The organism is Venenivibrio stagnispumantis, from assembly GCF_900182795.1.
In the GTDB taxonomy this organism is placed as follows: domain Bacteria; phylum Aquificota; class Aquificia; order Aquificales; family Hydrogenothermaceae; genus Venenivibrio; species Venenivibrio stagnispumantis.
Map to the genome: position 1 here is coordinate 1 of NZ_FXTX01000022.1, position 22,343 is coordinate 22,343.

The 22,343-nt window shown below is 30.1% G+C and carries 32 protein-coding genes and 4 tRNA genes; 19 read left to right on the forward strand and 17 right to left on the reverse strand.

Features of this window, described 5'->3' with window-relative positions; genetic code table 11:
• The first annotated feature begins 162 nt into the window (after positions 1-162).
• The 13 genes from QOR43_RS07525 to QOR43_RS08635 all read left to right on the forward strand — a co-directional run bounded on the left by QOR43_RS07525 (position 163) and on the right by QOR43_RS08635 (position 6,745).
• On the forward strand, positions 163-678 hold the full coding sequence (locus QOR43_RS07525) for a hypothetical protein (RefSeq protein ID WP_265134998.1): 516 nt from the start codon (positions 163-165) through the stop codon (positions 676-678).
• A gap of 27 nt (positions 679-705) precedes the next feature.
• Positions 706-1,242, forward strand: coding sequence for a hypothetical protein (locus tag QOR43_RS07530; RefSeq protein WP_265134999.1), 537 nt, complete (start codon positions 706-708; stop codon positions 1,240-1,242).
• A 48-nt stretch (positions 1,243-1,290) separates the two neighbouring features.
• Positions 1,291-1,698 carry a hypothetical protein gene (locus QOR43_RS07535; protein ID WP_265135001.1) on the forward strand — a complete coding sequence of 136 codons (408 nt, stop codon included), beginning with the start codon at positions 1,291-1,293 and terminating at the stop codon, positions 1,696-1,698.
• A 26-nt stretch (positions 1,699-1,724) separates the two neighbouring features.
• Positions 1,725-1,937 carry a hypothetical protein gene (locus QOR43_RS07540; RefSeq protein WP_265135002.1) on the forward strand — a complete coding sequence of 71 codons (213 nt, stop codon included), beginning with the start codon at positions 1,725-1,727 and terminating at the stop codon, positions 1,935-1,937.
• Positions 1,909-2,055: a hypothetical protein gene (locus QOR43_RS07545; protein ID WP_265135003.1), complete on the forward strand. Its 147-nt coding sequence runs from the start codon at positions 1,909-1,911 to the stop codon at positions 2,053-2,055. Before QOR43_RS07540 ends, QOR43_RS07545 begins: the two co-directional genes overlap by 29 nt.
• A 235-nt stretch (positions 2,056-2,290) precedes the next feature.
• Positions 2,291-2,791, forward strand: coding sequence for an SWIM zinc finger family protein (locus QOR43_RS07550; protein ID WP_265135004.1), 501 nt, complete (start codon positions 2,291-2,293; stop codon positions 2,789-2,791).
• 25 nt (positions 2,792-2,816) lie between these two features.
• A complete protein-coding gene (locus tag QOR43_RS07555) occupies positions 2,817-2,948 on the forward strand; it encodes a hypothetical protein (RefSeq protein WP_265135005.1) in 132 nt (43 codons plus the stop codon).
• Positions 2,949-3,076: 128 nt separating this feature from the next.
• The gene (locus QOR43_RS07560) at positions 3,077-3,331 is read left to right on the forward strand and encodes a hypothetical protein (protein ID WP_265135006.1); all 255 of its coding nucleotides are present in this window, start codon (positions 3,077-3,079) and stop codon (positions 3,329-3,331) included.
• Positions 3,324-3,941 carry a fimbrial biogenesis chaperone gene (locus QOR43_RS07565; protein WP_265135007.1) on the forward strand — a complete coding sequence of 206 codons (618 nt, stop codon included), beginning with the start codon at positions 3,324-3,326 and terminating at the stop codon, positions 3,939-3,941. Before QOR43_RS07560 ends, QOR43_RS07565 begins: the two co-directional genes overlap by 8 nt.
• 23 nt (positions 3,942-3,964) lie before the next feature.
• A complete protein-coding gene (locus tag QOR43_RS07570; protein WP_265135008.1) occupies positions 3,965-4,525 on the forward strand; it encodes a Csu type fimbrial protein in 561 nt (186 codons plus the stop codon).
• 22 nt (positions 4,526-4,547) lie between these two features.
• A complete protein-coding gene (locus QOR43_RS07575) occupies positions 4,548-5,027 on the forward strand; it encodes a Csu type fimbrial protein (RefSeq protein ID WP_265135009.1) in 480 nt (159 codons plus the stop codon).
• A gap of 58 nt (positions 5,028-5,085) precedes the next feature.
• Positions 5,086-5,247: a hypothetical protein gene (locus QOR43_RS07580; protein WP_265135010.1), complete on the forward strand. Its 162-nt coding sequence runs from the start codon at positions 5,086-5,088 to the stop codon at positions 5,245-5,247.
• The gene (locus QOR43_RS08635) at positions 5,219-6,745 is read left to right on the forward strand and encodes a recombinase family protein (protein ID WP_425609144.1); all 1,527 of its coding nucleotides are present in this window, start codon (positions 5,219-5,221) and stop codon (positions 6,743-6,745) included. Before QOR43_RS07580 ends, QOR43_RS08635 begins: the two co-directional genes overlap by 29 nt.
• Here QOR43_RS08635 and QOR43_RS07585 read toward each other — a convergent pair.
• From QOR43_RS07585 to QOR43_RS07615, 7 genes are all read right to left on the reverse strand, one after another.
• A tRNA-Met gene (locus QOR43_RS07585) sits at positions 6,705-6,778 on the reverse strand. The two genes, QOR43_RS08635 and QOR43_RS07585, sit on opposite strands and share 41 nt — an antisense overlap.
• A gap of 6 nt (positions 6,779-6,784) precedes the next feature.
• A tRNA-Arg gene (locus QOR43_RS07590) sits at positions 6,785-6,858 on the reverse strand.
• Between the two features lie 22 nt (positions 6,859-6,880).
• Positions 6,881-6,953: transfer RNA gene (locus QOR43_RS07595), tRNA-Pro, on the reverse strand.
• Between the two features lie 45 nt (positions 6,954-6,998).
• The gene (ppa, locus tag QOR43_RS07600; RefSeq protein WP_265135015.1) at positions 6,999-7,523 is read right to left on the reverse strand and encodes an inorganic diphosphatase; all 525 of its coding nucleotides are present in this window, start codon (positions 7,521-7,523) and stop codon (positions 6,999-7,001) included.
• Between the two features lie 46 nt (positions 7,524-7,569).
• A tRNA-Asn gene (locus tag QOR43_RS07605) sits at positions 7,570-7,642 on the reverse strand.
• Positions 7,643-7,677: 35 nt separating this feature from the next.
• Positions 7,678-9,105: an Asp-tRNA(Asn)/Glu-tRNA(Gln) amidotransferase subunit GatB gene (gene gatB, locus QOR43_RS07610; protein WP_265135011.1), complete on the reverse strand. Its 1,428-nt coding sequence runs from the start codon at positions 9,103-9,105 to the stop codon at positions 7,678-7,680.
• On the reverse strand, positions 9,105-9,398 hold the full coding sequence (locus QOR43_RS07615) for a DUF4491 family protein (protein WP_265135012.1): 294 nt from the start codon (positions 9,396-9,398) through the stop codon (positions 9,105-9,107). The genes gatB and QOR43_RS07615 overlap by 1 nt, the downstream gene beginning before the upstream one ends.
• 70 nt (positions 9,399-9,468) lie before the next feature.
• Between QOR43_RS07615 and purB the strand changes: the two genes are divergently transcribed.
• A complete protein-coding gene (gene purB / locus QOR43_RS07620) occupies positions 9,469-10,779 on the forward strand; it encodes an adenylosuccinate lyase (RefSeq protein WP_265135013.1) in 1,311 nt (436 codons plus the stop codon).
• Positions 10,780-10,818: 39 nt separating this feature from the next.
• Here the strand turns inward: purB and QOR43_RS07625 are convergent, their stop codons facing one another.
• The 3 genes from QOR43_RS07625 to QOR43_RS07635 are packed head-to-tail and all read right to left on the reverse strand — an operon-like array spanning position 10,819 to position 13,335.
• Positions 10,819-11,805 (reverse strand): DHH family phosphoesterase, encoded by a 987-nt coding sequence (locus QOR43_RS07625; protein ID WP_345782865.1) that lies wholly within the window; start codon positions 11,803-11,805, stop codon positions 10,819-10,821.
• A 10-nt stretch (positions 11,806-11,815) separates the two neighbouring features.
• Entirely contained in the window at positions 11,816-12,445 is a 630-nt protein-coding gene (gene nth, locus QOR43_RS07630) for an endonuclease III (protein ID WP_265135017.1), read from the reverse strand.
• Positions 12,445-13,335, reverse strand: coding sequence for a 5'-3' exonuclease (locus QOR43_RS07635; protein WP_265135018.1), 891 nt, complete (start codon positions 13,333-13,335; stop codon positions 12,445-12,447). The genes nth and QOR43_RS07635 overlap by 1 nt, the downstream gene beginning before the upstream one ends.
• A gap of 1,026 nt (positions 13,336-14,361) precedes the next feature.
• Between QOR43_RS07635 and QOR43_RS07640 the strand changes: the two genes are divergently transcribed.
• The gene (locus QOR43_RS07640) at positions 14,362-14,667 is read left to right on the forward strand and encodes a hypothetical protein (protein WP_265135019.1); all 306 of its coding nucleotides are present in this window, start codon (positions 14,362-14,364) and stop codon (positions 14,665-14,667) included.
• On the opposite strand, the gene QOR43_RS07645 is transcribed toward QOR43_RS07640, so the two are convergent.
• The gene (locus tag QOR43_RS07645) at positions 14,639-14,791 is read right to left on the reverse strand and encodes a hypothetical protein (RefSeq protein ID WP_265135020.1); all 153 of its coding nucleotides are present in this window, start codon (positions 14,789-14,791) and stop codon (positions 14,639-14,641) included. The two genes, QOR43_RS07640 and QOR43_RS07645, sit on opposite strands and share 29 nt — an antisense overlap.
• A gap of 69 nt (positions 14,792-14,860) precedes the next feature.
• Positions 14,861-15,700, reverse strand: a complete 840-nt coding sequence (gene lipA, locus QOR43_RS07650) for a lipoyl synthase (protein WP_265135021.1) — start codon at positions 15,698-15,700, stop codon at positions 14,861-14,863.
• A gap of 39 nt (positions 15,701-15,739) precedes the next feature.
• Between lipA and QOR43_RS07655 the strand changes: the two genes are divergently transcribed.
• Together QOR43_RS07655 and ribD are read left to right on the forward strand one after the other, a co-directional pair.
• Entirely contained in the window at positions 15,740-16,225 is a 486-nt protein-coding gene (locus QOR43_RS07655; protein WP_265135022.1) for a hypothetical protein, read from the forward strand.
• Positions 16,218-17,315, forward strand: a complete 1,098-nt coding sequence (ribD, locus tag QOR43_RS07660; protein ID WP_265135023.1) for a bifunctional diaminohydroxyphosphoribosylaminopyrimidine deaminase/5-amino-6-(5-phosphoribosylamino)uracil reductase RibD — start codon at positions 16,218-16,220, stop codon at positions 17,313-17,315. The genes QOR43_RS07655 and ribD overlap by 8 nt, the downstream gene beginning before the upstream one ends.
• Here ribD and QOR43_RS07665 read toward each other — a convergent pair.
• The 4 genes from QOR43_RS07665 to QOR43_RS07680 are packed head-to-tail and all read right to left on the reverse strand — an operon-like array spanning position 17,291 to position 18,861.
• On the reverse strand, positions 17,291-18,139 hold the full coding sequence (locus tag QOR43_RS07665; RefSeq protein ID WP_345782866.1) for a YihY/virulence factor BrkB family protein: 849 nt from the start codon (positions 18,137-18,139) through the stop codon (positions 17,291-17,293). The two genes, ribD and QOR43_RS07665, sit on opposite strands and share 25 nt — an antisense overlap.
• Positions 18,123-18,413 (reverse strand): YtxH domain-containing protein, encoded by a 291-nt coding sequence (locus tag QOR43_RS07670; RefSeq protein ID WP_265135024.1) that lies wholly within the window; start codon positions 18,411-18,413, stop codon positions 18,123-18,125. The genes QOR43_RS07665 and QOR43_RS07670 overlap by 17 nt, the downstream gene beginning before the upstream one ends.
• Positions 18,413-18,607, reverse strand: coding sequence for a hypothetical protein (locus QOR43_RS07675; RefSeq protein ID WP_265135025.1), 195 nt, complete (start codon positions 18,605-18,607; stop codon positions 18,413-18,415). Before QOR43_RS07675 ends, QOR43_RS07670 begins: the two co-directional genes overlap by 1 nt.
• Positions 18,604-18,861, reverse strand: a complete 258-nt coding sequence (locus QOR43_RS07680) for a hypothetical protein (RefSeq protein ID WP_265135026.1) — start codon at positions 18,859-18,861, stop codon at positions 18,604-18,606. The genes QOR43_RS07675 and QOR43_RS07680 overlap by 4 nt, the downstream gene beginning before the upstream one ends.
• Positions 18,862-18,980: 119 nt before the next feature.
• On the opposite strand from QOR43_RS07680, the gene QOR43_RS07685 reads away from it, so the two are divergent.
• A complete protein-coding gene (locus QOR43_RS07685) occupies positions 18,981-20,234 on the forward strand; it encodes an O-antigen ligase family protein (RefSeq protein WP_265135027.1) in 1,254 nt (417 codons plus the stop codon).
• Here the strand turns inward: QOR43_RS07685 and QOR43_RS07690 are convergent.
• Complete coding sequence (locus QOR43_RS07690) at positions 20,208-20,510, reverse strand: hypothetical protein (RefSeq protein ID WP_265135028.1); 303 nt, start codon at positions 20,508-20,510, stop codon at positions 20,208-20,210. The genes QOR43_RS07685 and QOR43_RS07690 overlap by 27 nt on opposite strands.
• 109 nt (positions 20,511-20,619) lie before the next feature.
• Here QOR43_RS07690 and QOR43_RS07695 point away from each other — a divergent pair, with 109 nt between their 5' ends.
• Positions 20,620-21,786, forward strand: a complete 1,167-nt coding sequence (locus QOR43_RS07695; RefSeq protein ID WP_265135029.1) for an NAD(P)/FAD-dependent oxidoreductase — start codon at positions 20,620-20,622, stop codon at positions 21,784-21,786.
• The last annotated feature ends 557 nt before the right edge of the window (positions 21,787-22,343 follow it).

The window sequence follows — 22,343 nt, forward strand, 5'->3', positions numbered from 1 at the left end:
TTATCAGAAAACCATCTTAAGAGTTTAACTTTTTATCCTTATATTAAGGAGGCTTTTAATGTGATATAATTATCATTCCTTTTCGGTTTTGGTATAAAAACTCTTGCAAGCTCAGAGGAACAATTTTTCGGCTCGCTCAGACAAAGGCTTTCTGCCATCTTGTTGGAAAACAAAACGGCTTGTGTAAAAATCAACGGACGGCTTGAAATCACAAGACCCGTTGCCCTTGCAATGCTTAACCATTTATCCCGCGATATAGCGTCAATAGGCGGTAGCGTAGAGTTTAAAAAGGATATTCTCTCCTTTAATCCGGTTGTGGTTAAAGCAGGAATAAGAATTACCTTGCCTAATGGTGCAGTATTGCAATTTGAAAGTCTCGGTGGTGCAGAGGAACAAGATATTAAAGGCGAAAAGAGAATTTATCACGACGCACTCGGAACGGCAGAAACAAGGGCAACAAAGAGATTGCTTGAAGAAGTAGTAGGTGAAGATTTTATCAATAAGCTCTTAATGTCAGGAGCTATATCAGAAGCTCAAACTCAAAAAAAACCTGCTACTGACAAGCAAAAGGCTTATCTCAAAAAGCTAATCCAAGCCGGTAAAATCAAATCCGTTGATGTAGAAAGCCTATCTTTTGAAGAGGCAAGCCATCTTATTGACAAGGCAAAACAAAATTAATTTACTTCTAAAAAGGAGGTTAGCGTTATGAAAGAGAAAGCTCATTTAGTCAGAGATTTACAGGCTTTAAGAGAAAGAACATTAGAGGCTTTTAAAGCCTATTTACAAGACAAGAAAGATAAGGCAAGTTTTCTTTTTTCTTTTGAGAATTGGTTAGAAGAAGTGGCTTATATGTCTATTGTTGGCGATAAAAGACACGATGAAGCTTTTAAAGAGATTTTAACCTTTCTTAAAAATGTTGCAGAAAAAGATAAAGAACTTTTCTTTGACCTTGTAAGCAACAAGCTTTTCATTGAAGAGTTAATCTCATTGTTTAGCAAAGATTACAGGGTTTTAGAAGTAAAGAGAAAACCTTCCGGTGTTAAAGCCGAAATCTTTATTTCTTTGGATAATATCCTTTCCGGCGTGTTTTTTGAAGGATTTATTGAGTTTAGCATTTCCTACGGTCGCATTATTGCTTGGGTGGAACTTTCCTTACTCGGTAGCAAAAATGCCGGAAAATTAGGCTATGTTTTTTCTTGGAATGAACTTAGATGGTTAAAGCCATTTGTGATTTCAAATTAATTTCTTCCATTTACTTCCAAAAAAATCTTTAAAAAGGAGGTTATAGCTATGGTTAAACAATTTTCACAATTTACTATGTCTTTATTGGCTATGGTTAAAGATTTTTACAACGAAGAATTATCCGAAGATGTTTTAGACAAAGTGGAAGCTTTTGCATTAGATTACGGATTTGCCGAAAAATCACTTGATAGCATCATAAAGGTTGTAAGAAAAGACAGATTTAAGCCTTATGATAATCCCTTGGTAGAGTATTATCTAACTTTTGCCAATGGAAGTTATCGCTTTTATCTTGTAATCAAGGTTAATAAATTTTATGGTGTAAGTGTAGAGCCGGTAAATCCATATCTTCTAATGCAAGAGCCATTCTTCTCCGTTATCAGACAATCCGGTTTTGAATTTACTCTTTATAACAAAAAGGCTTTTAGTGTGAGAAATGCTATTGCACTAAACAACTAAATTTACTTCCATAGGAGGTTAGAGATATGAAAACTTTAAATTTAGCCGTGAAAGAGTTTATTGAGAGAGTTAAATCAACGACTGCATTGTTTTACGGAATGGATTTAGACAAAGAAAGCATTTATTACCTTGAAAAGCACGCTAACAATTATTTTAATCACAACGGAAAGATTGAGTTATTAGGTGTAGTTTTGATTATTACGCCTGATGATGAAAAAAATCTTCCATTTTTACCTTGAAGAAGATTTTGTTTTAGCTTTAAATGTTAGCTTTCCGGATTACTCGGAACTCGGATATTCTATTCCTTTGAGTGATTTTAGAAAAAGATTTGGGCTTATTGTTAGACAATATCATTAATCCATTACTTTTGACAGGCTTTTGCCTGTCTTTTTTTCTGCTTTCTTTTACTGCTACCTTTCTTAAAACCGATACCGGATTAGCTTTTGCATAAGTAGGGTGAATTTAATCATTTTGAGAACGCATTAAAGCCGATACCTTCCGAAAGCCCGTAGGGGCTACCCTTTGTTTTTCTACAAAAGGAAAGCATTGAGTAGCCCCTACGGGCAAAAAAATTCAATAGGAGGTATCGGCTATGGCAAATATTTACTGCAACATTAACGATTTAAACGCAGTCAAAGAAACTCAAAAGATTTTGCTTGAAAAGTTGAAAAAGCAAAATCAGGAGAACCACAACAGATTTATCAGGGCAAAGGAACTTGTAGAGAAAGGCTTAATCAAAGAGATGAGAATTGATAAAGGAAAAATCACGGCAAAGGTTAAAGATTATGATGTAGTAGTTAATCTTGAAACAAGCTCTGCAAAATGCACCTGCCCTGATGCTAAGAACAGAAAAGTTGCTTGTAAGCACATTTTAGCCGTTGTTTTTAAAGCAGAAAATTTCCTTGGAAAACAAGCAGTTTTGCTTGAAACCAAGAAAAAGAATGAGCCTAAAAACAAGGAAGAGTTTATAGAAAAGCTTTTCTATGAGGCTATTTCCGATTTAGCAACCTATGTTTCCGAAGAATATACAGACGGCTTTTTCTCATTAGCACAAAGATATGCAATTAAGCTTAAACAAGTAATCAACAAATAATTTACTTCCTAAGGAGGTTATCATTATGGCAAAAGCAATGTTTATTTTGGCTTTATTTACTGCCGGATTTTTTTATCTTATCTACAACGAAGCTAAAACTTTTGGCAGTAATTTAAACTCTATCCAAGAAAAGCAAATTAACGAAGTTTTAAAGTAATTTTCTCTTTTTAAAGGGCTTTTGCCCTTTCTTTTTTTCTTTTTCCATTTTTTACCCTACCTATGCAAAAGCTAAAAAAATTTTTTACGTATTGATTAATAAGAAAACTTCTTTGGAGGTAATTAAAAATGCTTAAAAAAGTTTTAAGTGGCTTAATTATAGCCGGAGTGATAACACAGGCTTATGCAGGAGAAGACCAAGACCAACCGAAAGCAGTGCAGGTTGAAAAATCCATTATTCCGGAGCTGGCAAATAAATGTGCTAAGAAGTTGGGGATAGAAGGAAACACTCCTCAAGAAACAGCATTAAATCTTTTTTTCAGACAGGAAGAATTAACACAATGCATTCAAGAAGAGATGAAAAAAGGGGGCAAAAATGATTAAAGAACTCTTAGGCTTTTTAGCTATGTCAAGCATAATGACACAGGCTTATGCTTTATCTATCTATCCGATACCGGTTATGTTGGAGAAAAACAAAGCATACTTAAACATTGAAGATGAAGGGGCAAGGTATCAGGCTACAATTTACAGATGGACGCAGGAGAACGGAGAAGATAAGTTAATACCGGTTAAAGATGATGAGATGGTAGTTTTTCCGAACATCTTTAAAGCAAACGGCAAGAAAAGTATAAAGATTATCTATCTTGCAAAAGACAATGACGATAAGAAAGAAAAGGCTTACAGGTTGATACTTGATGAGCTTGATGTTAAAAAGATAGAAGATAAGGATAAAAACACTTTAAAGCTACAAAAGAGTTTATCAATACCGGTATTTATACCTGCAAAGAATGAGATTTTAAGGGCAGATATTACTTGTAAAGATAACACTATAACCATTGAGAATAAAGGCAATACTCATTTAAAGATTATAGGCATAGGTGATAAGCAAATTACGGATTACGTATTACCTGATAGCAAAAAGAGTTATCAGGTAGAAAGCAAGAAAGGAATGATTACCTTTGAAAAATTTAAGCAAGAATACGAATGCAATTAAATTCTAATAGGAGGTGTATAGCTATGCGTAAAGCAAAAGCAAAAGTTTTAGGCTTGCTTGCATTAGCCACATTATCAGGCACGGCTATTGCAGGACAAACAAGTGTAGATGTGCCTGTAAGTATTGATTATAGTGGTGGTTGTGTCCTTAATCTTCCGTCAAGTGTAGATTTAGGAACTTTTAGCACCATTGATGTGAAAAACAACAAAGTAGTGGCATTAAATCCGTTTAGCTTTACTATTAAATGCACGCAAGGGGTTAATTACACCATCAATGGAAGTGATACATCTTCAAACGTTCAAATAACAAACACATCAGACGCAAACTCCGTTATCAGACTATCTCTTGCAAAAACGCCGGATTACTCTCAGTGGCTTGCAAAAGGGGGGTATTGTTGGGCTTGTAGTGGAACTTGGGATGCAATTTCAGGAACGGGAGATGGTAGCGAACACACGATAACTTTATATCCGGTTTTAGGTGCAGGAACTCCCGGGTCAGCCAGTAGCTCAGCGATAATATCCCCTAGCCAACAACCGGTTGCCGGAACTTATACCGGAACTTTAACATTAAAGGTTTCTTGGTAATAACAATAGGAGGTGAGATAGAATGAAGAAAGTATTATTAACACTCGGAATGGCGATAGGATTAACAAGCTTAGCTTATGCAGGTGATACATCTGGAAGCACAACATTAACGGCAACGGCACAACCGGGGTGTAGTATTCAAAACTCACCATCTTTAAGCTTGGCTTATTCCGGTTTGGGCGACGCAACCGGTAATTTTCAGTTGCAAATAGAATGTGATAATGGATTAAACTATACAATCACTTTCGGAGATGGTAATAATGCAAGTGGTGGTGTTAGAAGGGCTACCGATGGAAATGGAAATTATCTCGCATATAGGCTCTATCAGGATAGTGGATATACAACCGAGATTGGAGTAGGAAGTAATAACACAATGACAGGAACGGGCGATGGTAATACTCAAAACATAACCATCTATGCAAAAGTGCCACAATCCGAGAATGCAAGCAATAATGCATTAGGAACTTATACCGATACACTCAACATAACAATCTCTTGGTAATCACATACGGGACAGGTGATAAGCCTGTCCTGAAAATATAACTTCAAAAGGTGAAACAATGAAGGTAGCAGAAAAGGATAAGATAATCCAAAAGATAACAACAATAAGCATAAACTATTTGAAAGAGTTAGAGAAAAAAGGTATTATAAAGATAACAATTGAGAATAACACTTTAAAGGTGGAGAAGGTAAATGAAAGCGGTAATTTATGCAAGATATAGTAGCAAAAACCAAGATAAAAAATCAATTAAAGACCAAGTTATATTATGTCAGATAGAAGCAGACAAAAGGGGAGATGAGATTATAGCCGTTTTCTTTGATGAAGCTAAATCCGGTTTATCAGATGATAGAGAGGCTTATAAAGAAATGCTTGAATATGTAAAGAAAAACTCAATCAAAAGAATATATACCTATCACACAAGTAGAATATCAAGGGATACGGCAGAGATAAAGTTAAGGGTTAGAGAACTGAAATATAACTATGGAACTGAAATTATCTTTGTATCACAGGGAATAACTACGGAACAAGAAAATATAGAACTTTTACTTTCGGCTAACGGAATAGCAGACGAACAATATATTGAAAGCATAAGGAAGAACACTTGGAGAGGGTTATACGGAAGATTAACACAAGGAAAGGTTGTTTTTGACGCTAAATTCGGTTATAGGATAAAAGACGGAGAGTTAGAGATTGATGAGAAAGAAGCAGAGATTGTAAGGGAAATATTCAATCTCTATGTATCAGGCAAAGGATTTAAAGAGATAGCAAGGATATTAAATCAAAGAAACATTCCATCGCCGAGAAATGCTAAATGGTCGTCAAATGCAGTAAGAGAGATAATCACAAATGAGATTTATAAAGGAGTTATCATTTGGAATAAACGCCAATATAAAAAGATAGCAGGTTTTCCTAAAAGAAAGGTAATACCTAATCCACCGAGCCAATGGATAAGGATTGAAAGACCGGATTTAAGGATAATACCGGAAGAGTTATGGGAAGAAGCAAACAATAGCAGGTTATCAAGAAGAAAAGGAGATAATAAAAGAAAAGGAGTAGGATATACAACGCTTTTAGGTGGCTTTATTAAATGCGAATGTGGAAGCAATCTAATTAAAAATTCAAGAACAAGTTTTAGATGTAGGCTATCACTTGTAGGAGCTTGCGATATAACGGCTTCTTTTAGTGAAGCAATGCTAAATCAGATAGTAATTCAAGCCATAAAGCAATATTTAAAAGAGAACAGGGAAAAGTTTAAAGAAGAATTAGAAGAACAGATTAAATTATATTACTCAAAACAAAAATCAAAATCTGATATATCCAAAGAAATTGATAATCTAACCAAAAAGCTAAACAATATCCTTGAAATCTTTGAGGAAACACCGAGCAAAGCATTAGCAGAAAAGATAAAAGAGTATGAAGAAAAAATAAACCTGTTAAAATTGGAACTCAAAAGCTTTAACGAAATAGAAAATGTTATCATTGATGATGAAGTTATAGATATACTCATACAGCAGATAGATAACATCTTTGCTATGGATATACAATCAGCAAGAGAAATTATAAGTGAAGTGCTTGAAGAAGTTAAGATTGAAAGGGATAAAGAACTACAAGGATTTTATTGGATAAATTATAAGTTTAAAAATCCACTTTTAACCTTCAATCGTAAAATCAATGTAATTGCGGGGGCAGGATTTGAACCTGCGACCTCTGGGTTATGAGCCCAGCGAGCTACCAAGCTGCTCCACCCCGCGATGTTATGCGCCCGGCACGATTCGAACGTGCGACCTACGGATTAGAAGTCCGTTGCTCTATCCAGCTGAGCTACGGGCGCTCCCTATTTGGTAAATAGAAAATCGGAGCGGCAGGACTTGAACCTGCGACCCCGTGCTCCCAAGGCACGTGCTCTCCCACCTGAGCTACGCTCCGTAAATTTGAGACTAATATTATATATCAAACTATATTATTTTGCAACTATTTTTTAAAATTTTGGATTGATTTTTGGATGTCTTCCATCGCTTCTTTGGAAGATTTGAAGGATTTTACTTTTACCCATTTACCTGATTCAAGTTCTTTATAATGCTCAAAGAAATGTTTAATTTTATTTAATGTTGCTTCCGGTAAATCTGTTACTTCTTTTATATTATCAAACGTATTATCTAATTTTGATACAGGCACAGCAATAATCTTTGTATCTATACCTTCTTCATCTTCCATTTCAAGCATTCCAATAGGTCTTGCTCTTATAACAGAACCAGGGACAACAGGTTCTCTTGAAACTACCAATACATCTGTTGGGTCTCCATCATCTGCCAACGTATTTGGTATAAATCCATAATTGAAAGGATAATACATAGCAGTAAATAAAAATCTATCAACGAACACAGCACCACTTTCTTTATCTATTTCGTATTTAATGGAACTACCCTGAGGTATTTCTATTACTACATAAATATCTTCTGGTGGTTTTTTTCCTGCTGGTATTTTTGATAAATCCATGACCTTCTCCATTTTATTTACTTTATTGAAGATGTTAAGAATAAAGCTCCCGAGGAGGGATTCGAACCCCCGACCAGCCGGTTAACAGCCGGCTGCTCTGCCTGCTGAGCTACTCGGGAAAATAAGTATAATATATAATAAACGAATTTCTTCTTTATGTCAAGAGGTCTTTTAATATTTTATTAACAATAGCAGGGTTTGCTTTTCCTTTTGTTTCTTTCATTACTTGTCCGACAAAGAAACCAAATAGTTTTTCATTTCCATTTTTGTATTTTTCAACTTCTGCCGGATATTTTGATAATACTTCTTCTATAATTTTTCTTATTTCTCCTTCATCTGATATTTGTTTTAAACCTTTTTCTTCTACTATCTGCTTTGGAGATTTTCCGGTTTCAAACATCTCATTGAATATATCTTTTGCAATTTTACCTGATATTGTTCCATTTTGGATTAACTCTAAGATTTCTGCTATATCTTTTTCTTTGATAGGAGATTGGGTAATATGTAGTCCTTTTTCATTTAGTTTTCCAAGTAGTTCGTTTAATATCCAATTTGATACTGCTTTTGGATTTAAAGGGAAGATTTTTATAACATTTTCAAAATATAATGCTAAATCTTTATCTGATGATAAAACTTCTGCATCGTATTCCGGAAGTCCAAGTTGATTTATATATCTTTGAACTTTTTCATCAGGAAGTTCAGGAAGAGTGCTTTTTATTTTTTCTATCTGTTCTTTTGTAATAAGCAATGGAAGCAAATCCGGGTCTGGGAAATATCTATAATCATGAGCTTCTTCTTTTGTTCTCATTGTGTATGTTTTTCCGGAAGATGGGTCAAATAATCTTGTTTCTTGGATAATTTTTTCTCCTTTTTTTAATAATTTAGCTTGTCTTTCTATTTCATACTCTATTGCTTTTTGTATAAATCTAAAGGAGTTTATATTTTTTAGTTCAACTTTTGTGCCGAGTTTATCGGAGCCTTTTGGTTTTAAAGATATATTTACATCACATCTTAATTGTCCTTTTTCCATATCTGCATCTGATACGCCTATATATCTCATTATATTTCTTAATTTTTCAAGATATAATCTTGCTCCTTCGGCAGAGGATATATCAGGTTCTGTAACTATTTCCATTAAAGGTGTTCCGGCTCTATTTAAATCAACATAAGAGTAATTGCCTTCATGTATATTTTTTCCGGCATCTTCTTCTATATGTAATCTGTGTATTCTTATTCTTTTATGTTTTCCATTTTCTTTTATATCAATATATCCATTTACGGCAAGAGGTTTATCATATTGAGATATTTGATAGCCTTTTGGTAAATCAGGATAAAAATAATTTTTTCTTGCAAAAACTGATAGCTCATTTATCTGACAATTTAATGCCAAAGATGCTTTTATTGCATACTCTACGGCTTTTTTATTTACAACAGGCAAACTTCCGGGAAATGCAAGACAAACAGGACAGACATTTGTATTTGGTGGGGCTCCAAACTCTACTTTACAAGAACAAAACATTTTGGTATTTGTAGCCATCTGAACATGAGTTTCAAGACCAATAACTACATCAAACTCTTCCATTATTTACCCCCTTTCAAAGGTGCTTTTAGATTTTTTATTGCCCTCTCAGCTGCAAATTTATATCTAATATCTTGCTTAGCAAATTTTTCTATCTCTGCTTTTATCTGTTTTTCAGCCTCATCAGAAGCTACTTTATATCCAAGAACATAAGCAGTTATTGCAATAAAAGAAAATCCGGTAAATTCAACAACTTTTGATAAAATAATATTTGGAATAAATAAACCACCAACAGCCATAACAATTCCAATTCCAAGTAAAAATTTCCAATACTTTAAAATAAAATCTCCTATCATAACAGCTCCTTTTCAAGAAATTAATAATTTATTATATAATATTTTCAAAACTTAAAATAGAGGAGTTTAGATGATAAAAAGATATACCTTAGATAGAATGGGGAATATATGGAGTGAAAAAAATAAATTTCAAAAATGGTTAGATGTTGAGATTGCAGTATGTAAAGCATGGAATAAACTTGGTAAAATTCCGGATGATGCTTTAAAAGAAATAATAGAAAAAACTCATATAGATGATAAAACAGTAGAAAGAATACATGAGCTTGATAAGATATATAATCATGATGTCCTTGCTTTTGTTACAGCAGTTGCTGAGCAGGTCGGAGAAAATGGAAGATATATCCATCTTGGTTTAACTTCCTCCGATGTAATAGATACAGCATTAGCTTTAATTATGAGAGAAAGTTTAGATATTTTGATAAAAGATGTTGAGGAACTTTTAGAAATTTTAAAAGAGAATGCATTTAAATATAAAGATACTGTAATGATGGGAAGAACCCACGGTGTCCATGCAGAACCTATGGTTTTTGGATTGAAATTTGCCCTTTGGTATGAAGAAATGAAAAGAAATAAGAAAAGATTGGAAAATGCAAAAGAAGTTGTATCGGTAGGAGCTATATCTGGTGCAGTAGGAACATATTCAAATATCCCTCCTGAGCTTGAAGAATTAACATTGCAGGAACTTGGATTAAAACCGGAGCCTGTATCTAATCAGGTTATTCAAAGAGATAGACATGCAGAATTTATGACAGCTATGGCTATAACTGCTTCTTCCTTAGAAAAAATAGCCGTAGAAATAAGACATTTACAAAGAACAGAAGTATTAGAAGCTCAAGAACCATTCAAAAAAGGACAGAGAGGCTCTTCTGCTATGCCCCATAAGAAAAATCCTATCACATGTGAGAGAATAACCGGTCTTGCAAGGGTAATAAGGGCAAATGCAATTCCTGCAATGGAAGATATTGCTTTATGGCATGAAAGGGATATATCCCATTCTTCTGTGGAAAGGGTAATTATGCCTGATTCTGCAATTGCATTGGATTATATTTTAGAACTTACCAAGAAAGTTTTAAAAGATTTAGTAGTTTATCCGGAAAATATGAGAAAAAATATAGATAAATCTAAGGGATTATTCTTTTCTTCAAAATTGCTTGTAGCACTTGTAGAAAAAGAATTATCAAGAGATGAAGCTTACGATATAGTCCAGAGAAATGCAATGAAAGCATGGGATACAGAGGGTTTAATGTTTAAAGATGCTATACTTCAGGATCCGGAAGTAACATCAAGATTATCAAAAGAAGAAATAGACCAAATCTTTGATATAAATAAATTTTTAATAAATATTCCGTATATTTATAAAAGAGTGTTTGGACAATATTAAAAATAGGGCTTTTGCCCTATCAAAACAAAAATTGGGTTGTTATTTAACTTCTACTAATTCTTCATATTTTGATAAATTTGTAGCTATTTCATTTATTAATTTTTGTTTAACCTCATGGTAATCTCCAATTACTCTACAACCGGCAGCATCTTTATGACCACCACCACCAAAGCATTTAGCTATTTTTTGGACATCAACCTTTCCTTTTCCTCGGATGGATATTCTCCATGTTTTTCTATCTTCTCTTTGTATCATAATAATTGCAACTTCTACCCCATCTAATCCTCTTGCGAAATGAACAAATCCTTCTGTATCTTCTTCTGTTGTGCCGGTTTCTTCAAGGAAATCTCTAAATACGGTTAAAACTGCTATTTTACCATCTTCATAAAGCTCTATTGTTGATAATGTTTTTTGAAGAAGTTTTAAAACATTTAAGCTATTTCTTTCAAAAACCATATGAGATATATAAGAAGGATTGGCTCCTTTTTTAACTAAAAATTCAGCCATTTCAAAAGTTTTTTCATTTGTATTGTTATATCTAAATGAACCGGTATCTGTCATTAATCCAACATATAAACAGGTTGCAATATCAGCATCAATAGCTTCTTCATCCCAATTTCTAAGAATTTCTCCAACCAGATAAGTTGTTGCTGCAGCATAAGGATTTATATAATCATAAATACTTTCAAAAACTCCACCAATATGATGGTCTATTCTAAGGATTTCTTTTGCTTTAATTTCTACTCCGGCTCTATAAGCACCGGCAGCATCAACAATTATTCCTACATCAAAGGTTTTATCCAAAGGTAATTTTTTTATCTCTTGATTATAAGGCAAAAAATCATATATATGCGGAACATTATCTTTCATTGCTGCAACAACATTTTTATTTTTCTTTTTTAAAAATTGGTATAAAGCAAGCATACTGCCTATACCATCACCATCAGGGTTTTCATGGGTAAATATTAAAATAGAGCCTTCCTCTCTTTTAAGTCTTTCTATTATAGGAATAACATAACCTTCCATTTTCATCACCTCATATATTCTTTTTTTCATAAGGACATTTATCTAAAAGAGCACATTCTTTGCATTTTGGTTTAAAAGCTTTACAAATATATCTACCAAATAAAACAATAGCATTTGAGATATAGCTCCAATTTTCCTTAGAGAAAAAATTAGATAGCTCTTTTTCTACTTTCTCAGGATTTTTTCCTTTTGCTATTTTCCATCTTTTTGTTGTAACTCTCATAACATGGGTATCAACAACAATAGCAGGTTTATTATATAAATTTACAAGGATTACAGAAGCTGTTTTTCTTCCAACACCGGCAATTTTAACTAAATCTTTAATATTATCCGGAATATTTCCACCAAATTTTTCAATTAAATCTTTTGCGGCTTGTTTTATCAACTTAGCCTTTCTTCTGAAAAATCCCACCGGTTTTAAAATCTCTTCTAAATCTTTAATATCGGCATTTGATAAGCTTTCCGGCGTAGGATATTTACTAAATAATTTTGGATATACACTATTTACCCTTTCATCTGTTGTTTGAGCCGATAAAATCACCATTATTAATAATTCAAATCCATTTTTATGTAAAAGTTCAGTTTTTGGATTTGGAAAATGCTTTTTTAATCCCTCAATAATATCTTTTTCTGTCATCATTAAAATAAAGACCTCTGTTTCGGAGTATCATCTTTTGCAAATTTATCTAAATCTTTTAAAACTGTTTTAAATCCAAGTTCTTCCAAAAAGTTTTTAAGTCCCATAAAATCAGTTTTTTTCTTTTTCAAATCTTCAATATCTATATCTAAATCAATATCTGTTTGAAGTTTTACTAAATATCTTGACATTTTGATGCTTTCTTCATCAAGGTTATAAAAAATCTCTTTCAATTTACCGGATAATTTATCTTTATTCTGTAAAATATTGTCTAAACTACCAAACTCATTTAATAACTTTGCAGCTGTTTTTGCTCCAACTCCTTTTATACCCGGTATATTATCTACATTATCTCCAATCATGGCAAGATAATCTTCAAACTGCTCAGGATAAATACCATATTTTTCTTTAACTTTTTCTCTATCTAAGAACGTTTCTGATATAGGATTAAGCAATTTTATATTTTCATCTATGAGTTGTATCATATCTTTATCTGGCGAAACAACAATAACTTCAAAACCTTCTTTTTCAGCCTTTTTAGCCAAAGTTGCTATAATATCATCAGCTTCATATCCTTGTTTTTCTATAATAGGAATACCCCATAATTGGAGAAACTTTTTTATTTTCGGTATCTGAACCACTAAATCGTTGGGAGTTTCTTTTCTTGTGGCTTTATATTCTTTAAACTCTTTATGTCTTGTTGTTTGTCCGGGTAAATCAAACACTACAGCAATATATTCCGGATTTAAATTAGAAATAAGCTTAGAAATCATTCTATAAAAACCATAAATAGCACCGGTTGGCTCGCCTTTTGGCGAAGTAAGCGGCGGCAACGCATAAAAAGCCCTATACATATAAGAAGAGCCATCTATTAAAATAATTTTTTTCTTCATAATTATTATTTTAATATATTTTTAAAAATAAAATAATAATAAATAATAATAATAGCCTGTGGATAACTTGATAAAAATGAGCCGTTTTTTAGTTTTATCAATAACTTAAACCTGTGGATAACTTGGTTTTTCTAAAAAGTAGTATTTTTCAATAAATTAAGCGTTATATCTAAAAATAATATCGGAATTTTCAATAACTTAATCCTGTGGATAACTTTTAAAAAACCTGTGGATAACTAAAAAAAATATGTTTTTCAATAACTTATATGCAATAAGGTATTATTTTTCAATAACTTACAAAACAATAAAGCTTGTGGATAACTGAAAATTATATAATATCAATATCTTGTAAGTAGTGATATATAATTTTTCAATAACTTATTTAACATTATAGCCTGTGGATAATTTAAAAAATTAGATTTTTCAATAATTTATATGATTTTATATATTTAAAAATCTCAATTTTTCAATAACTTATATATGAAATTGAGTTATCCACAAGTAAGTTAAATATTTGATAAAGCAATTTTATTAAATAAATATATAATATCATAAATTTTGTAAATAATTTATAAAATTGAATATTTTAATAATAATTTTGTATCAATACTTAATATAAATTATCCACAACCTTAAAAAATTGAATTTTTCAATAACTTAATATAACTTTAAATTAAGAAAAATATTAATTTTTCAATAACTTGCTTAAAATTAAAAGTTATCCACAACCTTTTAAGTACTTGATAATGCGGAATTTTATATAAAAATATATTTTCTCATTGATATAATTAAGTATATGTTGAAATTAGAATTTTTATATTTATTTTTATCTCAATATAGTTTTAAAAGTTATCCACAAGTATAAGTATATGATAAAATCGTTATTATTTTATGAAATATCGGTCAAGTTATTGATTTTCATATTAAAACTTTAAAATATGAGTTATCCACAGATAATAATTTGAAATTTTCTTAATAACGACTTAAATTAAATACGAAAATAATTAAAGAGAGGTTATATCAGCTATGCCTATTTCAGAAAAAATATCAAAAGATTTAAATACGTTGATTATTTTAAATAAATTATGGGAAAAATCTATAGATAAAGAAAAAACAAATGATGAAATTGTTGAGTTTGCAAGGGCGAATTTATATATTGTAAATGATATATTGGAACAAATTTTACCGGAATATCAAAAATTATTAGATAAAGAGAATTTGTCATCTTCAGAAGAATGGTTGCTTGTAGATATTAAGGAATTACTTAATCATCTTACATTTTTTGTATCTAATAAAAAATTCTTTAAAAGAAAAAGAAGAATGGAGTTCTAAAGATAGAAAAATTTATTATATATACTGCATTGTTTATAATATTCACAACCACATTAAGTTCTGTTTTTGCTTTTATATTTAAAAAATTTCCGGAAGGGTCATCTTTTAATATTTTTATTTTCATATCTTTCACCTTTTAAAAATAATCTTTTAAGATAAAAATAAGTTTTATAGTTGATATGTCAATATATTTTTATACAATTTTCTTATAAATTTCTCCGGCATGATAAGAACTTCTCACCAATTTTCCACTATATATTTCTTTAAATCCAAGTTTTTCACCTATATATCTAAACTCTTCAAATTCTTCATCCGATAGATATCTACTTACCGGTAAATGATTTTTTGATGGTTGTAAATACTGACCTATGGTAAGAATATCACAATTAACATTCCTCAAATCTTGCATAACCTGAATAATTTCCTCTTTCTCTTCACCAAGACCAACCATTAAACCTGATTTTGTAATAATAGTATCATTTATATCCTTAATATTTTTTAAAAGCTCCAAAGACCTTTGATAATTTCCCTGTGGTCTAACTTTCTTATATAAAGATAGAACCGTTTCTATATTATGGTTTATAACATCAGGCTTTGCATCTATCACAATCTTTAAAGCTTCAATACTGCCTTTAAAATCCGGTATTAAAACCTCTATTTTTACATCTTGATTATACTCTTTAGTTTTTTGTATCACTTTTGCAAAATGGGAAGCACCACCATCTTTTAAGTCATCTCTATCAACAGAAGTAATAACCACATATTTAAGCCCAAGAATATTTACTGCCTTTGCTATATTTTCCGGTTCTTTCTCATCAAGGGGCATAGGCTTTCCATGGGATACATTACAATAAGGGCAGTTTCTGGTGCATATATCTCCCATAATCATAAATGTTGCAGTTTTCTTAGAAAAACATTCTCCAATATTAGGACAGGAAGCCTCTTCACAAACAGTATTTAAATTTAAATGCCTTAGTAATTTCTTTATTTTAAAAACTTCCGGCATTAATGGCGATAAGACTTTTGGTTTCATATCTTTCTCTCCAAATTTAATTTATGCTAAAATTTTAACATGGATAAAAATGAGTTTATACAAAAAATATCAGGATATATTTTAGGAAAATTAAATAAACCTTCTTTCTCACCAAGGGAAATCCATATTATAAATAATTGGTATGAACAAAATATTCCGGTAGAAGCCATAATAAAAGCATTTGATGAAGAATATATTATTGCCCCTATAAATAAAAAAAATAAAGTATCAATATTTGAAGTAGATAAAAGAATTAAGGAAAATTTACAAAAATATCTACCGAAAACAGAAACAAAGCCGGAAATTATAGAAATAATAGAAAAAAAAGAAAAATATGAAGAAAAAGATATTTATAAATATTGGAAAAATCTAAAAAAAGAAGAAAAAGAAAAATTCATAAAACAGGCAATAAAGGAACTTAAAGAAAGTGGTATAAATTTTAGAAATATTAATATAAAAAAGGCAGTTAAAATAAAAATCAGAGCAAAAATAAGAAAAATCTTAGAGGATAAAAAAGATGAATGAAGATATCAAGTATATGAAAAGAGCTTTACAACTTGCCAAAAAAGGCAAGGGATATACCCATCCAAATCCGGCTGTTGGAGCTGTTATTGTAAAAGATGGAAAGATAATAGGAGAAGGATACCACAAAAAAGCAGGTATGCCTCATGCAGAAAGGGAAGCAATCAAAGATGCAAAAGAAAAAGGCTATGATATAAAAGGCTCAACAATGTATGTAACCCTTGAGCCGTGTTGTCATTATGGAAGAACACCGCCTTGCACAAATGCAATCATAGAAGAAGGAATAAAAAAAGTAGTAGTAGCCACATTAGACCCAAATCCATTAGTTGCAGGACAAGGAATAGAAATTTTAAAAAAAGCAGGAATTGAAACAAAAATCGGTATTCTTCAAGAAGAAGCAAAAAAATTAAATGAAGATTTTTTTGTATATATTACAGAAAAAAGACCATTTATCCATCTTAAAATAGCCCAAACCATAGATGGAAAAATAGCCACAAAAATCGGTAGCTCAAAATGGATAACTTCCGAAAAATCAAGAAAATTTGCCCATAAGTTAAGACTTGAAGCATCTGCAGTAATGGTAGGAGTAAATACAGCATTAAAAGACAATCCATCTTTAACAATTAGATATATAAAATCCAAAAAACAACCAAAAAGAATTCTGATTGATAGATATATAAAAACTCCAATAGATTTTAATATATTTAATCAAGAAGCCCAAACAATTTTATTTTGTTCAAAAAATGCAGATAAATCAAAAATAGAAAAATTAAGAGAAAAAAATATAAAAATCTATCAACTTGAAGAAAAAGAAGAAAGATTAGATTTAAAAGAAATATTGAAAATATTAGCAGAAGAAGAACAGGTTATTCATCTTCTTGTTGAAGGTGGCAAAGATTTAATTACCCAATTTATAAAAAATCAACTATACGACAAAATATCAGTATTTATAGCTCCAAAAATCGTAGGAGAAGATGGAATATCATCTATCGGAAAACTGGATATTCTTGATATAAAAGATGCAAAGTTATTAAATATAAATCTTATAAAAAAGATAGATACGGATATTTATTTAGAGCTTGGAAGATTTTGATTATCTATATAAAATAATATTCTTGAACCTATCAAAATAACATCAAAGTTTAATTTAATCCATATTAAAAATGCAAATATTCCACCGGCTGCTACATAAACAGAATTTATATGGGAGACATAAGATAGATAAAGGTTAAAAATATATTTAATAATCTGAATTAAAATTGTAATAAATGAAGATACCAATCCTATTTGATATTTTGATAAATTATTAAAAGGCAGTAAAAAATAATAAATAGAAAACATTAAGAAAAATACGGCAATAAACTCAAAAATTAATGATATCTTTTGAATTAAAGTAATATATTCTGCAATAAAAGAAAATATTGAAAAATCTTTAAAAAAATTAATTATAAACATAAATATAAGCTGAATTAATATAAATAAAATTATCAAAAAAGTTAAGAAAGGTAGAGATAATATAACGACTAATCTTTTTTTCTTAGCTTCAATTTTTCTATCTTCAAAAGTAAAATTAATGGCATCCTGTAATGAAAAGAAAAAATCTTTTGAAAAATAGATAGATAAAATTAAAGAAATAACTCCAAAACTTTTGTTTTTCATGGAAATATCTACGATAAGATTTACAAAATTATAAACTTGCTCCGGAAATAAAATATATAAATACTCAATAACTTGTTTAATATGATTATATGCTATTAAAGAAGTAGTATGGATTATAAAAAACAAAAGAGGAATAAGAGACATTAAAAAGTAAAAGGATACCGAGGCTGAATGGTATCCTATATTTTTTACAAAATAATCTTTAATAGAAAAATAAACCGGAGTCAGAAAATATAATAATTTATTCAGCTTTAACAGCTTCTTCCAACTTTCCTATTTTTTCTTCTATTTCTTTTAATTCTTTTTCTTTCTCTTCAGCAGTTAAGGTATCACTTCTTTTAATCAAGTTAGAGAGCTTTTCTGCAATTTCATGAATTGTAGCTTTTGCTTTTTCTGTTATCTCAGCTTCTTTTAAGCTTTCTTGAAGTTGCTGTAATTTTGCCAAAATTTCTTCTCTTTTGTTGTAAGCCACATAAGCCCCAACTGCTCCAAGCAATGTTCCAATCGCAACTAAAACTACTTTTTTGTTCATTATTTGTTTCCTCCTTTTAAATTTTGATTTAAAATCTTTTCTAATTTTTTTAAATTTTCCTCTACTTTAAGTATATACTCATCTTCCTTTTTTTCAACCTTTTTTAATTTTTTATTTTTTTTAATCATCCCAAGTAAGGTTAGTATAAATCCGGAAATAAAACCAAATATAAACCAAATACTATCTTTTTTCATTTTGTACTCCTCTTTCTAAAAATTGAAAATAAACTAAACAATGAAGTGGTATTTTCTAAATTTTCTATTAATCTTAATACTTTCGGAGAATATGCTTTATAATCAAGTTTAAGTTCTTCTAATAAAGATTTTAATGTCTTTAAAACACCAACCAAAGCTATTAATACAAAAATTAAAGCTATAGATATAACAAAAGCAAGAAAAGTAAGAATAACCATACAAAAAGCTATTATTCCAAGAAATACTGTCTCCATTTTTTCACCTCTTTATTTATTTTCATAGTATAACACAAATAAAAAGGAAAAAGTATGTTAAAATTTTCTTTAATTTTCAGCCTTTATAGTTTAGAAACAAAAAAATGCAGGAGATATAAATGGAAAGTATTAAAAAGAAAGAGAATATTCTTATTATTCTTCTTGCATCTGCTTATATATCTATCTCTTTATTTGAGATATTTATAATTTTATTTTTAATATGGGAGTTATATTTAGTAGCAAAAAAAGAAATAAAGCCAAGAGGAGTTTTAACAGTTCCATTGTTTACCATAATGGTGCCATCTATTGCTTCTACTTTGATATATGGTAAATTAAAAGATTTATCCGGAGTTTTAAATCAAAATTTCTTTTTTATAAGCTACTTTATGAAAGATATTTTTAATCCGACTACAGAGCTTTTTAAAAAATTAAATACATTGGTTATTATATTTTGTAGTATTGAAGCAGTGGTAACTTTTTATAACTATTTTGTTTTAAAAGTAGAAAAGCCTATATGGGGTGGGGTTTTTGAAGTAGGTATTATTTTTGCCCTCGGTAGTATATCTGCCTTTATTATGTTTCTAATAGAAAAGGATAAAAAATTTAAAGTTATATATTTTGCTTTGTTTATCATATTTACCGGATTTGTATTTTTAACAGGAAAAAGAAATCCTATTTTGGGAATTATATTTATTTATCTAATAACCCTTGTAAAACTACTGCGATTAGCGAATATAAACAGAAAATTTATAATAGCTGTTTTAAGTAGTGTTTTAATATTATTTGTAGCCGGTAATATTTATGCCTTTTATAAATTTCCAAAATATCAGATAATGTTTAGAATAATTACTTTTGATAAAACATTAACTCAGGAAGAGTTAAATGAATTTTCTTCTGCAAGATGGGAAATAGGAAAAAAGGGAATAGAAGTTATTGAAAAAGATATAAAAAATAGGGATTTCTTGCCATTACTAATAGGACATGGTTATAACTCCGGTTACTATCTTGAACCACCTTCACCTGTTGGTAGAACTTATGAATCTATCTTTTTAATTTCAGAACTCATACAAAAAGGATTAATAGGATTATTCGGAATTTTATTATTTATGTATTTGTATTTTAAATTTATATTAACTATAAAAATAAATGATTTACAAAATTTTATAGCATGGTCTTTTGCAGTTTTTCCAACTTATTTTTTAATAGGTGGAATATTTAGTGGAATGTGGGATGCAATACTTCCTTTATATATTCTTTTATTTGGTTTATCAGAAAGATTTTATAGTATGAATAATGAAAAAAATAGCCTTGTGTATACGGCTATAATTAAAAAACAAGAAGAGATTTCAAAAGGTAACAAAGATATCAATTAATTTAGTTTTCAAATATTCATTCTGAGGCTCTACAATTTTTTCATAAAGAAGGGGATATTTCTGTTTAATTTTCTTTAAATATTTAGAGAGTTCTTTCTCTATACTTAAAAATTCTTTAATTTCTTTCCAAGTAAGATTATCAAAATTTTTTAATATCTCATCTCTTCTATAAAATAGTTCTTGGATTTCAACAGGGTCATTATCTATAAAATCCTTTACATATTTAACATCTATCTTGTATTGCCCTAATAAATCTTGCATATTCATTATCTTCATCTTTTTTAAACAAAATTATAATCCAAATTTATTCAATTTCCAAAATTTGCAAAGTTAGTAAATACTAACTATAATATAATTATTAAACTTATTAATCCGGAGGAAAAAAATGAAGAAGATAATAATTTTAGGTGGTGGAATAGCCGGAGTAGAAGCAGCAATCTTTTTAAGAAAATATAAATTTGATGTTGAGTTAATATCTGATAGAGATTATCTCTATATATATCCTATCTCTATATGGATACCGACAAAAGAAAAAAGATTTGAAGATGTTATTATTCCCATAGAAGAGCTTGCAAAAGCCCACGGATTTAAATTTACAAAAGGGAAAGTTAAAAAAATAAATAAAGACAGCTTTCATCTGGAAGATGAAACAATAAGAAATGATTTTGATTATTTAGTTATTGCTACCGGTCAGATAAAAAAGAAACATAAAGGGATTGAATATACATACTCAATATGTTCAAATCCGGAAGAAACATTAAGATATTCGGAAAAGTTAGATGAGATTATAAACAAAGGAAAAGGAATATTGGCATTTGGATTTGGAGGTAATCCTCAAGCACCGGAATCTGTAAGAGGAGGACCTGTTTTTGAACTATTATTTAATGTAGATTATTACCTTAGAAAAAAAGGAATTAGGGATAATTTTGAACTTGTATTTTTTGCACCAATGCCAAGACCGGGGGAAAGACTTGGAGAAAAAGCTTTAAAAATGATGGATATGATGTTTAAAAGATTAAATATAAAATCAATAACCGGAAAAAAGATAGAAGAGTTTGTCTTAGATGGAATAATTTTTGAAGATGGGTCAAAACAAAATGCAGATTTAATCTGTTTTGTGCCGGCAGGAGATGGTCATCCGGCAGTAAAAGAAGGAGATTTACCAAAAACAGAAGCCGGATTTATAAAAATAGATAAATATAATCAAGTAGAAGGAACTCAAAATATTTATGCGATAGGAGATGTGGCTTCAATAGAAGGCCCATCATGGAAAGCAAAACAAGGACATTTAGCAGAAGTTATGGCAAGAAATGTAGCCTTTAATATAGCCTTAAAAGAAGGACTGGAAAAAGGAGAACCAAAAAGCTACGTAGAGCATATAAATATTATGTGTTTAATGGATATGGGCAATGGTGGTGGTCTTGCATACAGAGATGATAAAAGAGCAATGTTGATTCCTTTACCAATAATAGGCCACTGGATGAAAAAAGGCTGGGGTATATATTACAAACTCTCTAAACTGGGCAAAATTCCAAGATTACCAGGAATGTAAAGGTTAATAAATAAAACCAAATAGCCATAAAGGGATATTTTTATCAAGTCCTATCTCTATATCATCAATAGCCAAATATCCATTGGATAATCCTTTCAGTTGTGAAAAATCTTTATTTTTACCACCTATTAATAAAATTTAAGAATTTCAAATTTTTTCTAAATTTCCGAACTCGGATTATAATAGTTCCCCCTTTTATAGACATTTATTCCACACACATCACATCAGGGGTTTGGAATTACTGATATAATCCCTATAGTAAGGATTATTTCTCAGTAATTCACAGGGAGCACTATTACACCCTTTGTATCTCTCTAAATACCTTTTTACCAATATTTGAAGGACTTTCTTTTTTGATGTGTATGGTATTATCTCTCCAAGAGAACTTCTCTTAGAGATATTCCTTTTTTTCTTCATAGTGTATAAATGTAAAGCCTTTTAGAGTATTTGTCAAGATATACCATGAGGCTGTTTGAAAAATCCCAAATAGTTGATTTTCCTTGTTTCTAAAACTGACTTTAAAAATAACCAAAAAATAAGGAAAAAAATAATTTTCG

Bases quoted from the DNA above. Each gene is read 5' to 3' on its own strand.
- QOR43_RS07565 (WP_265135007.1), top strand. From the start codon at position 3,324: ATGATTAAAGAACTCTTAGGCTTTTTAGCTATGTCAAGCATAATGACA.
- ppa (WP_265135015.1), bottom strand. From the start codon at position 7,523: ATGGATTTATCAAAAATACCAGCAGGAAAAAAACCACCAGAAGATATT.
- nth (WP_265135017.1), bottom strand. From the start codon at position 12,445: ATGATGACAGAAAAAGATATTATTGAGGGATTAAAAAAGCATTTTCCA.
- QOR43_RS07690 (WP_265135028.1), bottom strand. From the start codon at position 20,510: ATGAAGATAATGAATATGCAAGATTTATTAGGGCAATACAAGATAGAT.
- QOR43_RS07655 (WP_265135022.1), top strand. From the start codon at position 15,740: ATGGATAAAAATGAGTTTATACAAAAAATATCAGGATATATTTTAGGA.
- QOR43_RS07670 (WP_265135024.1), bottom strand. From the start codon at position 18,413: ATGAACAAAAAAGTAGTTTTAGTTGCGATTGGAACATTGCTTGGAGCA.
- QOR43_RS07625 (WP_345782865.1), bottom strand. From the start codon at position 11,805: ATGGAAGGTTATGTTATTCCTATAATAGAAAGACTTAAAAGAGAGGAA.
- QOR43_RS07535 (WP_265135001.1), top strand. From the start codon at position 1,291: ATGGTTAAACAATTTTCACAATTTACTATGTCTTTATTGGCTATGGTT.
- QOR43_RS07540 (WP_265135002.1), top strand. From the start codon at position 1,725: ATGAAAACTTTAAATTTAGCCGTGAAAGAGTTTATTGAGAGAGTTAAA.
- ribD (WP_265135023.1), top strand. From the start codon at position 16,218: ATGAATGAAGATATCAAGTATATGAAAAGAGCTTTACAACTTGCCAAA.
- QOR43_RS07560 (WP_265135006.1), top strand. From the start codon at position 3,077: ATGCTTAAAAAAGTTTTAAGTGGCTTAATTATAGCCGGAGTGATAACA.
- QOR43_RS07675 (WP_265135025.1), bottom strand. From the start codon at position 18,607: ATGAAAAAAGATAGTATTTGGTTTATATTTGGTTTTATTTCCGGATTT.
- QOR43_RS07575 (WP_265135009.1), top strand. From the start codon at position 4,548: ATGAAGAAAGTATTATTAACACTCGGAATGGCGATAGGATTAACAAGC.
- QOR43_RS07530 (WP_265134999.1), top strand. From the start codon at position 706: ATGAAAGAGAAAGCTCATTTAGTCAGAGATTTACAGGCTTTAAGAGAA.
- QOR43_RS07570 (WP_265135008.1), top strand. From the start codon at position 3,965: ATGCGTAAAGCAAAAGCAAAAGTTTTAGGCTTGCTTGCATTAGCCACA.
- QOR43_RS07645 (WP_265135020.1), bottom strand. From the start codon at position 14,791: ATGAAAATAAAAATATTAAAAGATGACCCTTCCGGAAATTTTTTAAAT.
- QOR43_RS07550 (WP_265135004.1), top strand. From the start codon at position 2,291: ATGGCAAATATTTACTGCAACATTAACGATTTAAACGCAGTCAAAGAA.
- QOR43_RS07555 (WP_265135005.1), top strand. From the start codon at position 2,817: ATGGCAAAAGCAATGTTTATTTTGGCTTTATTTACTGCCGGATTTTTT.
- QOR43_RS07695 (WP_265135029.1), top strand. From the start codon at position 20,620: ATGAAGAAGATAATAATTTTAGGTGGTGGAATAGCCGGAGTAGAAGCA.
- QOR43_RS07615 (WP_265135012.1), bottom strand. From the start codon at position 9,398: ATGATAGGAGATTTTATTTTAAAGTATTGGAAATTTTTACTTGGAATT.
- purB (WP_265135013.1), top strand. From the start codon at position 9,469: ATGATAAAAAGATATACCTTAGATAGAATGGGGAATATATGGAGTGAA.
- QOR43_RS07545 (WP_265135003.1), top strand. From the start codon at position 1,909: ATGAAAAAAATCTTCCATTTTTACCTTGAAGAAGATTTTGTTTTAGCT.
- QOR43_RS07635 (WP_265135018.1), bottom strand. From the start codon at position 13,335: ATGAAGAAAAAAATTATTTTAATAGATGGCTCTTCTTATATGTATAGG.
- gatB (WP_265135011.1), bottom strand. From the start codon at position 9,105: ATGGAAGAGTTTGATGTAGTTATTGGTCTTGAAACTCATGTTCAGATG.
- QOR43_RS07640 (WP_265135019.1), top strand. From the start codon at position 14,362: ATGCCTATTTCAGAAAAAATATCAAAAGATTTAAATACGTTGATTATT.
- QOR43_RS08635 (WP_425609144.1), top strand. From the start codon at position 5,219: ATGAAAGCGGTAATTTATGCAAGATATAGTAGCAAAAACCAAGATAAA.
- QOR43_RS07680 (WP_265135026.1), bottom strand. From the start codon at position 18,861: ATGGAGACAGTATTTCTTGGAATAATAGCTTTTTGTATGGTTATTCTT.
- QOR43_RS07685 (WP_265135027.1), top strand. From the start codon at position 18,981: ATGGAAAGTATTAAAAAGAAAGAGAATATTCTTATTATTCTTCTTGCA.
- lipA (WP_265135021.1), bottom strand. From the start codon at position 15,700: ATGAAACCAAAAGTCTTATCGCCATTAATGCCGGAAGTTTTTAAAATA.
- QOR43_RS07580 (WP_265135010.1), top strand. From the start codon at position 5,086: ATGAAGGTAGCAGAAAAGGATAAGATAATCCAAAAGATAACAACAATA.